The sequence below is a fragment of the Rhodococcus sp. SORGH_AS_0303 genome, from assembly GCF_030819335.1.
In the GTDB taxonomy this organism is placed as follows: domain Bacteria; phylum Actinomycetota; class Actinomycetes; order Mycobacteriales; family Mycobacteriaceae; genus Rhodococcoides.
Window position 1 is genome coordinate 1,028,578 of record NZ_JAUTBO010000001.1, and the last position, 12,765, is coordinate 1,041,342.

The 12,765-nt window shown below is 68.6% G+C and carries 12 protein-coding genes; 2 read left to right on the forward strand and 10 right to left on the reverse strand.

Annotated elements, in window-relative coordinates; translation table 11 throughout:
* Positions 1–185 precede the first annotated feature (185 nt).
* Together QE449_RS04760 and QE449_RS04765 are read left to right on the forward strand one after the other, a co-directional pair.
* Positions 186–665 carry a MarR family winged helix-turn-helix transcriptional regulator gene (locus QE449_RS04760; RefSeq protein ID WP_027504681.1) on the forward strand — a complete coding sequence of 160 codons (480 nt, stop codon included), beginning with the start codon at positions 186–188 and terminating at the stop codon, positions 663–665.
* Positions 666–775: 110 nt separating this feature from the next.
* Positions 776–2,659 carry an MDR family MFS transporter gene (locus QE449_RS04765; protein ID WP_307109678.1) on the forward strand — a complete coding sequence of 628 codons (1,884 nt, stop codon included), beginning with the start codon at positions 776–778 and terminating at the stop codon, positions 2,657–2,659.
* Positions 2,660–2,848: 189 nt separating this feature from the next.
* Here QE449_RS04765 and QE449_RS04770 read toward each other — a convergent pair whose 3' ends face one another.
* The 10 genes from QE449_RS04770 to QE449_RS04815 form a co-directional block, all read right to left on the reverse strand.
* Positions 2,849–3,316 (reverse strand): heme-binding protein, encoded by a 468-nt coding sequence (locus QE449_RS04770; RefSeq protein ID WP_307108309.1) that lies wholly within the window; start codon positions 3,314–3,316, stop codon positions 2,849–2,851.
* Entirely contained in the window at positions 3,313–4,365 is a 1,053-nt protein-coding gene (gene mgrA / locus QE449_RS04775; RefSeq protein ID WP_027504684.1) for an L-glyceraldehyde 3-phosphate reductase, read from the reverse strand. Before mgrA ends, QE449_RS04770 begins: the two co-directional genes overlap by 4 nt.
* A gap of 12 nt (positions 4,366–4,377) precedes the next feature.
* On the reverse strand, positions 4,378–4,989 hold the full coding sequence (locus tag QE449_RS04780; protein ID WP_027504685.1) for a bifunctional 4-hydroxy-2-oxoglutarate aldolase/2-dehydro-3-deoxy-phosphogluconate aldolase: 612 nt from the start codon (positions 4,987–4,989) through the stop codon (positions 4,378–4,380).
* Positions 4,977–5,720, reverse strand: a complete 744-nt coding sequence (locus tag QE449_RS04785; protein WP_027504686.1) for an IclR family transcriptional regulator — start codon at positions 5,718–5,720, stop codon at positions 4,977–4,979. Before QE449_RS04785 ends, QE449_RS04780 begins: the two co-directional genes overlap by 13 nt.
* 34 nt (positions 5,721–5,754) lie before the next feature.
* Positions 5,755–6,654, reverse strand: coding sequence for a sugar kinase (locus QE449_RS04790; RefSeq protein WP_027504687.1), 900 nt, complete (start codon positions 6,652–6,654; stop codon positions 5,755–5,757).
* Positions 6,647–8,152: a tripartite tricarboxylate transporter permease gene (locus QE449_RS04795; protein WP_027504688.1), complete on the reverse strand. Its 1,506-nt coding sequence runs from the start codon at positions 8,150–8,152 to the stop codon at positions 6,647–6,649. The genes QE449_RS04790 and QE449_RS04795 overlap by 8 nt, the downstream gene beginning before the upstream one ends.
* Positions 8,149–8,628 carry a tripartite tricarboxylate transporter TctB family protein gene (locus tag QE449_RS04800; protein ID WP_307108310.1) on the reverse strand — a complete coding sequence of 160 codons (480 nt, stop codon included), beginning with the start codon at positions 8,626–8,628 and terminating at the stop codon, positions 8,149–8,151. Before QE449_RS04800 ends, QE449_RS04795 begins: the two co-directional genes overlap by 4 nt.
* A 26-nt stretch (positions 8,629–8,654) precedes the next feature.
* Complete coding sequence (locus QE449_RS04805; RefSeq protein WP_231476220.1) at positions 8,655–9,689, reverse strand: tripartite tricarboxylate transporter substrate binding protein; 1,035 nt, start codon at positions 9,687–9,689, stop codon at positions 8,655–8,657.
* Between the two features lie 264 nt (positions 9,690–9,953).
* A complete protein-coding gene (locus QE449_RS04810) occupies positions 9,954–11,450 on the reverse strand; it encodes a molybdopterin-dependent oxidoreductase (protein WP_197027739.1) in 1,497 nt (498 codons plus the stop codon).
* Between the two features lie 13 nt (positions 11,451–11,463).
* Positions 11,464–12,762 carry a D-arabinono-1,4-lactone oxidase gene (locus QE449_RS04815; protein ID WP_027504692.1) on the reverse strand — a complete coding sequence of 433 codons (1,299 nt, stop codon included), beginning with the start codon at positions 12,760–12,762 and terminating at the stop codon, positions 11,464–11,466.
* Positions 12,763–12,765 lie beyond the last annotated feature (3 nt).

A 12,765-nucleotide genomic window follows, 5' to 3' on the forward strand; every position in this document is an offset into this window, starting at 1 on the left:
TCCGCGGGAATTGCCCGTTCGGTCGGGCTCGCCGTCTTCTGGAGGACTCACAGGAGGCGGCGACGACTGCTGGTCCGGGCCACGCCCCACGGCTCGGGAAGAGAGACACATTAATAGTTGTTTACCTCAGGTATCTATCTATATAGTTGCAGACAGCAAGTAAACGAGTTCGAGGAGAGATCGCCGTGGCCGTCCACACCGAGACAGCAGAGCTGCTGATGGAAGAAGTCTTCCGCTTCGGCCGCGCACTGCGCGTGGCCGTGTCGACGGGGGACGACCGCACCGAGTTGCCGGCCGCCCTGGTCGGCGTACTGGGAACGCTCGCCACCCACGGCGAGTGCCGACAGTCCGAACTGGCGAACGCCATGTGCACCAGCCAGTCCGTGCTCAGCCGTCAGCTCGCCGAGCTGGTGGACGCCGGCCACGTCGTGCGTACTCCCGATCCCGACGACGGACGTGCCACCCGGGTTCGGGTGTCCGACGCCGGACTCGCCTGCTTGGACCGCATCAAGGAGCACCGAGTCGCACGGTTGTCCCGCATGTTGGGGGACTGGGACGAGGACCAGGCGAATGCCGCCCTCGACTCCATCCGTCGACTCACGTCCACCTTCACCGACGAGGCGCAGGCCCGGCACTCCGGCCAGCGCATCCTCTCGCATAACTGAGAATAGGAAGAACCACAGACATGACCGTCACACACGACACTCCGCCCTCCCGGGTGAGTGACACCGATCAGCTCTCGGCTCCCGCCGAGGCCGCCGCGGACTCGACCCCGATGACGCACCGGCAGATCCTCGAGGCCCTGATCGGTCTGCTCGCCGGGCTCTTCACCGCCCTGCTCAGCACGACCATCGTCTCGACCGCCCTGCCCACCATCATCGGCGACCTGAAGGGCTCGCAGACCGCGTACGCATGGGTCATCACGACGGCACTGCTCGCCAACGCGGCCTCGACGCCGATCTGGGGCAAGCTCGCCGACCTCTTCAACAAGAAGCTGCTGGTCCAGAGCTCACTCGTCATCTTCGTCATCGGCTCCGTCATGGCCGGCCTCGCGCACAACGTGCCGATCCTGCTCGCCGCTCGCGTGGTGCAGGGCATCGGCATGGGTGGTCTGACCGCACTCGTCGTCGCCATCATCGGCAGCATCGTGTCTCCTCGTGAGCGCGGTCGCTACTCCGGCTACATGGGCGCCGTCATGGCCGTCTCGATGTCCGGCGGCCCGATCCTCGGCGGCGTCATCGTCGACAGCCCCCTCGGGTGGCGCTGGTGCTTCTTCGTCTGCATCCCGCTCGCCGTCATCGCTCTGCTGCTGCTGCAGCGCACGCTGCACATCACCACCGAGCGCAAGGACGACGTCTCCATCGACTGGCTCGGCGCGCTTCTCCTCACCGCCGGTGTGTCCGTGCTGCTCATCTGGGTCTCGTTCGCCGGCAAGGCCGGGTACTACGACTGGATCTCCCGTGAGACCGCGATGTACGTCGGCGGCGGTGTCGCTCTGCTGATCCTCACCGTCCTCGTCGAGGCGAAGGTCAAGAGCCCGATCATCCCGCTCAAGATCGTCACCGAGCGCACCACCGGACTCGCCATCATCGCCTCCGTCGCCGTGGGTGTCGGCCTGTTCGGCGCCACCACCTTCCTGGGTCAGTACTTCCAGACCGCTCGTGGCTACTCGCCCACCGCGGCAGGTCTGCTCTCCATCCCGCTCGTCGCCGGCATGCTCGTCTCGTCGGTCGGCTCGGGTCAGCTGATCTCCCGCTTCGGCAAGTGGAAGCCCTTCATCGTCACCGGTTCCTTCCTGCTGGTCATCGGCTTCGGACTGCTCGGAACTCTCGATCACGCCACCAACCTGTGGCTCGTGGGCGTCTTCATCGCCATCGTCGGCCTCGGTACCGGCATGCTGATGCAGAACCTGGTGCTGGCCGTGCAGAACACCGTGAGCGTGCAGAACATCGGTGCGGCATCGTCCACCGTCGCGTTCTTCCGGACGTTCGGTGGCGCCATCGGCGTCTCGGTTCTGGGATCGGTCCTCGCCACCCGCGTCGCCGACAACTCGGCCTCCGGACTCGCCGCCCTCGGTGTCCCAGCCGGCTCCAACGGCGGCGGCACCCTGGACATCGGATCGCTGCCCGACCCGATCGCCGCGGTCATCCGTACCGCCTACGGTGACGCCACCGGACGCATCTTCCTGATCGCCGGGTTCGTTGCACTGGTCACCGTGCTCGCGGTGCTGTTCATCCCGAACCGCCCGCTGCGCACCACGATCGACCTGAAGCCTCAGGGTGAGCAGGCCGTGCCCGTCGAGGACTCGGACGTGCAGGGCGAGACCGCCGTGGACATGCAGAAGGACGAGGCTCGCACCGACACCGCGGACACCACCGAGATCGCACCGGTGACCGCTCCCGTCGGCAAGCACGAGGCCGCGGAGGGCTTCCGCACCGTTCGACGGACTGAGCACCGATGCCCGCGACCGGCTGCTGTCGCTGCTGCTGCCCAAGCCCGCGGAGACCCTCGACGCACTCGAGGAGGCCGAGGTGCTGCGCGCCGAGGTCGCCGAGCTCCAGCAGGAACTCGACTCCAAGATGCTGAGCTTCGACGCCGTGTGCGAACGACTGCGCCGGTTGGGTCTCAGCGAGGACCAGATCGCTCGCGTTCTCGGTGACGTCCACGTGCCGGACGTGCACTCGCGATTCGACGCCTCGCACAACTAGTTCGACGACGACAGAGCGGACGCACCCGATTCGGGTGCGTCCGCTCTCTCGTGCGTGGGGTGCACGGGTTCCGTGATGTGCACACCCCTTCTATCCGGCGGACGAGGGTGTGCGGCGCGGGAACCTGTGTGCGCGAGCGCTCATCGGCTCAGTGCGTACTCCCGCAGCTGCTCCACGACGAACGCGTGATCGTCGCGGTGCGGTAGACCCGAGACGCCCGCGTACCCGACGACTCCGACGCCGTCCACCCGCAGCGGCAGCACTCCACCCGCGGCGGCGTGCCTCTCGGCGGGCAGGCGCGACTGCGAATCGAAGTCGCGGCCGGTGGCGGTGAAGAACTCGAGCACGCCCAGCGAGCTCCGCCCGTACCTCGTGGCGGTGTTGGTCTTGCGGGTCAACCAGTCGTCGCTCTCCGGATACGACCCCGGCAGAGCTGTGTGGAACGCCCGCTGGTGGCCGTGCACGACGCCGATGACGAGGGGGAGCCGACGCGTCGCCGCGGCCTCGCGCATCCGGCAACCGAGAGCCCAGGCGTCTTCCAGGTCGAACGAGGCGAAGCTGACCGCGGTCTCGTCGGCGATCACCGCGGCGAGTTCCGGGGTGCTCATGCGGTAGACGAGGCGAGCCAGATGTTCAGACCGCCGTCGACGGCGTACTCGTCGATGTCGGCGAGATCCTGATCGCTGAAGGGCGGGCTGTCGAGGGCTGCGACGCTGTCCGCGATCTGCGACGGCCGGGACGCACCGACGAGCACCGAGGAGACCTGTCGGCGACGCAGCACCCAGGCCAGCGCCATGTGCGCCAGCGACTGTCCGCGCCGCTCGGCGATGCCGTTCAGTGCCGCGACGTTGCCGAGGTTCTCCTCCGACAGCATGCCGTCACGCAGGGTCTTGCCCTGAGTCGCGCGGGATCCCTCGGGGATGCCGTCGAGATACTTGGTCGTCAGCAGACCCTGCGCCAGGGCAGAGAACGCGATGCAGCCGATGCCCTCCGCGTCCAGCACGTCCAGAAGTGACGGAACTCCCTGCTCCACCCAGCGATTGAGCAACGAGTACGACGGCTGATGGATGGCCAGCGGCGTGCCGAGATCCCGGAGAAGAGCTGCCATCTCGACGGTCCGCTCCGCGGAGTAGGACGAGATGCCCGCGTACCGTGCCTTGCCCGAGCGCACCGCGGTGTCGAGTGCACGGGCCGTCTCCTCGAGCGGGGTGTTCGGATCGAACCGGTGGCTGTAGAAGATGTCGACGTAGTCGAGCCGCAGACTGGTCAGCGAGTGGTCGAGGCTGCCCAGCAGGTACTTCGCACCACCGCCGCGGCCGTACGGTCCGGGGAAGAAGTCGTATCCCGCTTTCGTGGAGACGACGATCTCATCGCGGAGTGTCGCGAAGTCCTCGGCCAGGATGCGGCCGACGTTCTTCTCCGCGGAGCCCATCGGCGGGCCGTAGCCGTTCGCGAGGTCGAAGTGGGTGATGCCCAGATCGAATGCGCTGCGGATGATCTCGCGCTGTTTTTGCAGTGGCGTGTCGTCGCCGAAGTTGTGCCACATACCGAGTGACACGGCAGGCAGCAGGAGGCCCGAGGTCCCGACGGGCCGGTAGGCCATCGAGTCGTAGCGGGTCGACGCCGGGGTGTAGGCGTCACGGAGCAGGGAGGGCATGAAGGAGGGCTCCTATCGGGTGAGGGAGAGGTCTTTCAGAAGGGCGATCTGGGTGTCGTCCTCGAGGGCGGACCCGACGGCGACGACGTCGGCGCCGGCGGCGAGATAGTCGGGGGCGTTGCGGGCGTTCATGCCGCCCGTCGCGACGAAGCGCATCGCGGGGAAGGGGCCCTTCATCGCGGCGAACCAGCCGGCGCCCAGGACGGATGCGGGAAACGCTTTGACCCATCCGAGCCCGAACGCGGCCGCTGCCTGGACGTCGGTCCCGGTGGCGACACCGGGAAGGTGCGGCATACCGGCGTCGATGCTCGCCCGCGCGACGGCGGGGTCGAAGCCGGGAGCCACCGTGAAGGCGGCACCCGCCTGCTGTGCCGTCCGCACGAGGTCGGGAGTGACCACCGTCCCCGCCCCGACGGTCATGCCGCGCTCGGCTCCCGCACTCACCACCGCGGCCAGGGCGTCCACCGCGGCGGCGGACTGCACCGGCACCTCGATGCAGGTGATGCCGGCGTCCCAGCCGCGCTGGGCGAGCGCGACCGACCGCGCGGGGGAGAACCCCCGCAGAATGGCCATCACGGGTCGCGACGAGAACGCGTCGTCGAACCAGTCGTTCACGGTCTCCATCCGAGCTCCTTCGACACGTTGTCGGTGACTGCCCGGAGGTCGGGCAGCAGTTTCTGCAGGGCGGCGAGGTCCGCGCGCCCCTTCAGCGAGGTGATGGACACCGCCGCGACGACGCGATCACTCGCGTCTCGCACGGGCATCGCCACACAGTTGACGTAGTCCTCGTACTCGGCGTCGTCCACCGACCAGCCGCGCTCGGCGACGACTCGCAGTTCCTCGTCGAACTGCTGCCGCGAGGTGATGGTGGTGGCCGTGTGTCGCGAGAAGTCCGCGCCGTCGAGCACGGCATCGACCACCTCGGGGTCCTGGAATGCCAGTACCGCCTTGCTGACGCCGGCCGTGTGAAGGCACACGGGAGCGCCGATCTGGGAGAACAGCTTGATCATGCCGGGTTGTTCGATCTTGTCGACGTAGATGATGCGGCCGCCGTCCAACTGAGCGAGATGCACTGTGTGCGAGCATTGTTCACCCAGTCCGACCAGATACGGGCGAGCGGTGTTCGCGAGGTCGAACTGGTCACGCGCAGCGTGAGCCAGCCCGGCGATGCGGTACCCGACGCCGTACTTCCCGTCGGCCCGCTTGCGGGTCAGGCCGTGGTCGGTGAGGGTCTGCAGCACCCGCAGTGCCGTCGACCGGTGGATGTCGAGATGCGCCGCGACCTCGCTCTGGGTCCGCGGCTGGACGGCGACGAACTCCAGGATCTCGACCGCTCGTTCCACGCTCTGCGACATCGTTCACGCTCCTTCGACTGTGGGGCTCGTGCCGTCAGGCATCGAGCGCTGCTGCGGGGACGAAGTCGGTGGTGCTCGACAACGCTCTCGAGGCGAGATCGTGCCCCATGGACAGCCTGCCGTGTGCGTCCTTGCCTGCACGCAGTCCGGACAGGTATCCCGCCGCGAACGCGTCACCGGCCCCGACCACCTCGACCACCTCGACGGTGTGCGCCGGTACGAAGACGTCGCCCGACAGGGTGAACTCCGTGGCACCGACGTCGCTGTCCTTGATCACCACCGTTCCCGACGTTCCGACGAGGGAGGCGATCGACCGGGCGTCCTCGGTGCCCCACAGGTCGGCAGCCTCGTCGCGGCCGACGAAGACGATGTCGGCGCGTCGGGCCAGATCGAGCAGGATCGGCGCGGCCCGCTCACGCGACCAGACGCCGGGCCGGTAGTTCACGTCGAACGACAGGATCGTCGACGTGCCGGCGCAGAGGTCGAACAGTCGATCCGTCATTGCCGCACACGTCGGCGACAGCCCCGCGGTGATACCGGACGTGTGGACGACGTCGGTCCGATGCAACGGCAGTCCGTCCAGAGTCGCCGGGGACATGCGCGACGCAGCAGAGCCCCGCCGGTAGTAGTGGACGGTGGTGACACCGTCGTCCGGGTCCTTGAAGTACACGCCGGTGGGCGCGTCCTCGCGGACGGTGACGTGGGAGGTGTCGACGCCGTGGGACGCGATGGCGTCGACGATGCGACGGCCGAGCGGGTCGGCACCCACCGCGCTGGCCCACGACACCTCGTGTCCCAGTTCGGCCAGGTAGAGAGCGACGGTCGATTCGGCCCCGCCCATGTGCAGGGTGAACAGATCCGCCGTGTGGAGTGGGGTGGCGTCGACCGGTGCGACGAGCGTCATCGTCTCTCCGATGCAGAGGAACTCAGGCATCGACGCTCTCCTTCGGGGCGCGGGTGCGACTCTTCTTCAGGCCGGCACGCAGGTACGGGCCGACGACGGCCAGCGCGCTCAGCATGAGCAGACCGACGGCGATACCGCTGGTGTAGATGCTCGCGGCGCCGTCGATGAGGAACGCCCGACGGATGTTGCTCTCGGCCAGCGGACCCAGGATCAAGCCCAGGACGAGCGGACCTGCCGGAAAACCGTTGCGTCGCAACACCAGTCCGAGTAGCCCGAAGACGAGCATGAGTCCGACGTCGAATGCGCTGTTCTGCACCGCGTAGGTCCCGACCATGCAGAAGGTGATGATGACGGCCCACAGGTACTGCTGCGGGAGGTCGAGCAGCTTCACCACGCCGCGCATCCGGACGAGTGCGAGAGCGAGTGCACCGAACGTCGCGAGCAGCATGATCGCCGCGAGGCTGTAGACCAGGTCGGGGGAGTCGACGAACAGGGCCGGGCCCGGCTGCAGGCCCCAGATGACCATCGACCCGATCATGACCGCCATCACCGCGTCGCCTGGAACACCCAGTGCCAGTGTGGTGGTGACCGATCCGCCCATGGTGGCCGTGCTGGCGGTGTCCGCGGCCGCCAGGCCCTCGAGTGAGCCCTTCCCGAACTTCTCGGGATGCTTGGACGCCCGCCGAGCCTGGTCCCACGAGACGATTCCGGCGATGTCGCCGCCCGCCGCGGGGACCACACCGACCACCGACCCGACGCCGGATCCGATGAGTGCCGGCTTGAGAAGCTCACGGCGCTCCGCCTTGGTCGGCCACCACTTTCCGAGCTGTGTGATCGGTGCGGGGAGTAGACCGGGGCGGCGGCAGATCATCTGATTGAACACCTCGGCGATGCCGAACAAGCCGACGATCGCCGCGATGAAAGGTATGCCGGAGCTCAGTTCGTTCAGTCCGAAGGTGAAGCGGCCGTCGCCGGTGATGGGATCGCGGCCGATGGCCCCGAGTCCGAGGCCGAGGATGCCGGCGAACAGACCCTTCACGACGCGCCCACCCGAGACGCCGATCATCATCGTCATGCCGAACACCACGAGGGCGAACATCTCGGCCGGCCCGAACCGGAGTGCCACACTCGCGATGGGTTGTGCGGCGAAGACGAGGATGCAGATGCCCACCACGGATCCGATGGCGGACACGAGCGCCGAGCTCGTCAGTGCGATCCCGGCCCGCCCCTGCTTGGCCATCGGGAACCCGTCGAAGGTGGTGGCGATCGACGCCGGGGTGCCGGGCGTGTTGATGAGGATGGACGGCACCCGATCGCCGAACTGGGCGGCGACGTAGATCGACAGGAGGACCGAGAGGCCCTGCAGCGGTTCGAGAGTGAGCGTGAAGCCGGCCGCGAGTGCGACTGCCATCGCCGCGGTGATGCCCGGCACGGCACCGACGAGTGTGCCGAGCAGGATGCCGATGAGAAGGCACAGCCCGATGCTGGGGTCGAGGAGGGCGCTCAGTCCCTCGCTGACGGCGCTCACAGCGGCACCTGCAGGAGCATGCCGAAGATCACCCAGAGAACCGCCGTGGTGACCACCGGGAACACGAGGAGCGCCTTGATTCCTCGGCCGCCGAAGATCGCGACGAGCGCGGCGAGCAGCACCACGGTGACGACCCGGAAGTCGAGGTACTGCCAGGCGGTGCCGTAGACGACGATGACCAGCAGCGTCGCGGTGAGGGCGACACCGCCCGATCGGGTCATCGCGGCCTCGTCGGAGACGATGCGTCCCGTGAAGGCCTGCACGACGAGGACGAGTCCTGCGATCACCATCGAGATCGCGAGCGCGGTGGGCCACCAGCGCGGACCGAAGGCCTGCCCCTCGCGGGCGAGATCGATGTTCCGTGCGGCGACGAACAGGGCGCCGCCGACGAGGGCCACGACGACGCCGATGACCGCTTCGTAGGTGCGGCTCGTGTGCCGCACGTCCTCCTCGGAGGAGTCGCCCGGGATCGTCACGGACGAATCCGTCAGGTCGTGCGTCGTCATTCCTGTGCCGCCAGATCCGCGAATCGATCCGACTCGGATCCGACGAAGGTGGTGGTCTCGTCCGCGGAGCGGTACAGCGGCAGGTTGCCGCCGGACTCGATCAGATCGATGTACTCGTCTGTCGCGGAGGCGCTTTCGATGGCGTCCTCGATGCGGGTGGCCACGCCGTCGGGCAGGCCGGTCGGCGCCGCGATGACGGCCCAACTGCCGATCACCACGTCCTGACCGAGCTCGGTGGCGGTGGGGACTCCCGGCAGCGCGGGGGCGGGCTCCTCGGTGAAGACGGCGAGAACGCGGAGTCGCCCGTCGGCATGAGCGGGTGCCGTCTCTCCGATCCCGGCGACGACGGCATCGACCTGGGAGCCCACGGCCGCGGTGACCGCGGGTGCGCCGCCGTCGAAGGGGACTCCCGTGAACTCGACACCGGCGACCCTGCCGAGTTCGACGGCGCCTGCTTCCCAGATGCTTCCGGGTCCGGCGTTCGACACGGTGATGCCGCCCGGATCGGCCTGTGCGGCGGCGAGGAGGTCGTCGAGAGTCTGATACGGGCTGTTCGCCGGCACTGCGATGGTGCCGGGCTGGGAGTTGACCTGTCCGAGGAAGTCGTAGGACGCCGGATCGATCGAGTAGCCCTGATGACCGAGCAGGCTCACCTCGACCGGGAGAACACCGATGGTGTATCCGTCGGGATCCTGATCGGCGAGGTACTGCATGCCGATGGATCCTGCTCCGCCCGGTCGGTTCTCGACGATCACACTGACACCGAGGGATTCCTCCATCTGCCGGCCCAGTGTGCGCGCGGTGAGGTCGGTCGCGCCGCCCGCTGCGGTCGGCGTCAGCAGGGTGATGTTGCCGGTGGGGAAGTCCTCGCCGGACTCGGCGCCGCCGGACGATCGATCCGCGCAGCCCGCCGCGACGCCGGCGATCAGGGTCGCTGCTGCCACGACGCCGAGCGCCCGGTGCGAGGAACGAGAGGGTGAGATGCGCACGCATGCCTCCAGGATGGGATTGTGTTGCACTGTCTGCAACACGGTTGCTGAGAGTGCACTCACCATAACCCATATGTGAGCCAGTGCATACCAATTGTCCGTTTGTGATCGAGGCGTCGTCGACGCGGCGGTACCCGCGCGGCGGGCACGACGAGTGCACCCCTTCCGTCGAGCCGGAAGGGGTGTGTGGCGCCGAAACCTGTGCGCGCAGTGGCAATGGGGCACTGCGCACCGGTTCCGCGACGTGCACACCCCCTGCAGTCGGCGGAGGGGCGCGCGTACCGCGGAAGCCCGCGCAGATGCGACCTACTGCACCGTCACGGGCATGCTCGCGTACCCGCTCGCACCGTCGGGAACGGTGTCGACGCGCACGTCCGTCTGCACCTCACCGGTGCCGTCGGTGGCCCGAGCCTCGATGCGGTGCTGGCCGGAAGTGGCGGTCCAGGCGTACGACCATTGGCGCCAGGTGTCGCGCGAGTACTCGTCGGAGAGGGTGGTCTCGGTCCAGGGGCCGTCGTCGACGCGGACCTCGACACGGGAGATGCCTCGATGCTGGGCCCACGCGACGCCGGCGATCATCACCGTGCCCGCCTGGACGTCCTTGCTGCCGACGGGGGTGTCGATACGGCAGGCTGTCTTGATCGGTCCGCGCTCGGACCATCCGCGGTCGGTCCAGTACGCGCGAGCCTGGCTGAACTTGGTCACCTCGAGGTCGGTGACCCACTTGGTCGCCGAGACGTAGCCGTACAGGCCGGGGACGACGAGGCGCGCCGGATAGCCGTGCTCGATCGGCAGCGGCTCCCCGTTCATGGCGACGGCGAGCATGGCGTCGCGCCCGTCCATGAGGACGTCCAGCGGGGTGCCGGCCGTGAAGTCGTCGTGCGACGAGGACAGCACCATGTCGGCCGATGCCTGCGGACGTGCTTCCGCCAGAATGTCTTTCAGGGCGTAGCCGGTCCACGTGGCGTTGCCGACGAGGTCGCCGCCGATGGGGTTGGACACGCAGGTGAGCGTCACCATCCGTTCGATGGACACACGCTGTTCGAGATCGGCCAGCGTCAGCGTCATCTCGTTGTCCACCATGCCGTGGATGCGCAGACTCCAGTCCTGCGAGTTCACCCGCGGCACCACGAGAGCGGTGTCGATCCGGTAGAACTCGGCGTTCGACGTGACGTACGGGGACAGGCCGGGCAGCCGGAGATCCGCGGCGGCGGGCACGGGCGGCGCCGGGCTGTCGGGCACCGGGACGGTGAAGGCGTTGCGGTCCTGCGTGACCGCCCGCGTGGAGGCGCCGAGCACCCGTCCCGCGGCGCCGGTCGCGACGGCCGCGGCAGCGCTGATCCCGGCGAGCATCACGAAGCGTCGACGGGAGAACCCCTCCGACGCGTCCGGGTCCGCGCGCTCGACGAGCGACCGTAGGACGAGGACGCCGACCGCGACGCCGACGACGGTGGGGAGCGCTGCGATCGATCCACTGCCGGAGCGCGAGATCGCCGCCAGGACCCCGAGTACGCCGAGAACCACGAACAGTGCCGATCCGATGGGTCGCCGAGCACGTTCGAGGATGCCTGCTCCGGCGGCGAGGAGGGCGATGACGACACCCATACCGATGAAGAGGGCGAGCTTGTCGGAGGTGCCGAACGTGTCGATGGCCCACTCGCGGACGCCTGCGGGGGTGTTGTCCACCGCGGCCGACCCCACAGCGACGATCGGTGACGAGTCCGGGCCGACCACGGCGGCGAGGAGTTCACCGACACCGAGCACGAGGGCGGCCGAGAGGATTCCGGACAGGGCCCTGCGCATCACGTTCACTGTGTCACTCTAGTCGCGCGAGCACCGTGTCCGAATAGTCGTTTCCGAAGGTGCCGTGGGGATCCACTCGCTCGCGTTCGGCCACGACGTCGTCGAAGCGCGGGTACAGCGAACGAAGTGTGCCCGCGGTGAGGGAGTGCAGCTTGCCCCAGTGCGGTCGTCCACCGACATCACGAGCGATCGCCTCCACCGCGTCGAAGTACCCACCCACCGGCCGCCGGTGGTACTGGTGGACCGCGACGTAGGCGGTGTCACGGCCGTGCGCGGTGGACAACCAGACGTCGTCGGCGGCGGCGCAGCGGACCTCGACCGGGAAGGTCACGCGGTAACCGGTCCGCGCGATCCAGGCCTCGATCGCGCGGATCACGCTCGGCACGGACTCGGGCGGCACCGCGTACTCCATCTCGCGGAAGCGGACCCGACGGGAGGACGCGAACACGGACGAGCTGCGATCGGTGAACGTGCGACCCGACCAGGCCGCCGCCGACACCGTGTTCACCCTCGGGATGATGGACGGGATTCGCGTCGTCACGCGATTGATCACCTCGAAGGCGCTGTTGGACAACAGTTCGTCGTCGATCCAGGACGACACGCGGCCCACGGGAGACAGTGGCGTGTCGGCGGGCAGCCGCGTGTTGCGCTTGGTCAGCACCCGATCCGTGTGCGGGAACCAGTAGAACTCCGGATGGTCGACGTCGCGCATGTCGTCGGGGAAACGCTCGAGTGCCTCGCCGAGGCGACCCGGGGTCTCCTCGGCGTGCAGCGCGAAGGCCGGAACGCACCGCATCGTCACGGCGGTCAGGATCCCGAACGCCCCGAGGCCGAGTCGCGCGCACTCGAACAGCGGCCCGTCCGACACCGTGACCTCCGTGCCGTCGGCGAGCACCAGTCGCGCCCCGACCACGTGGGCGGACAGCCCGGCGAACCGCGCCCCGGTGCCGTGCGTGCCGGTCGAGATCGCACCCGCGAGTGTCTGCACGTCGATGTCGCCCATGTTGGTCAGCGCCAGCCCGCGGGCGTGCAGGAGATCGTTCAGGGTGTGCAGCCGCGTTCCGGCGCGCACGGTGACGTCGGTGGTGCCGTCCGGTCCCGCGGCCACACCCTCGATGCCCGTCAGATGGTCGAGCGCCACCAGGACGCCGTCCGTCAGCGCGGCGCCGGTGAACGAATGGCCTGCTCCGACCGCGTGGACCCGGCCCTGCGCGCGCACGACGACGTCCCGGATCTCGTCGGCGCTGTGCGGTCTCACGATCGACGCGGGCCGTGCGCGCTGGTTTCCCGCCCAGTTCGTCCATTCGGTCATGGA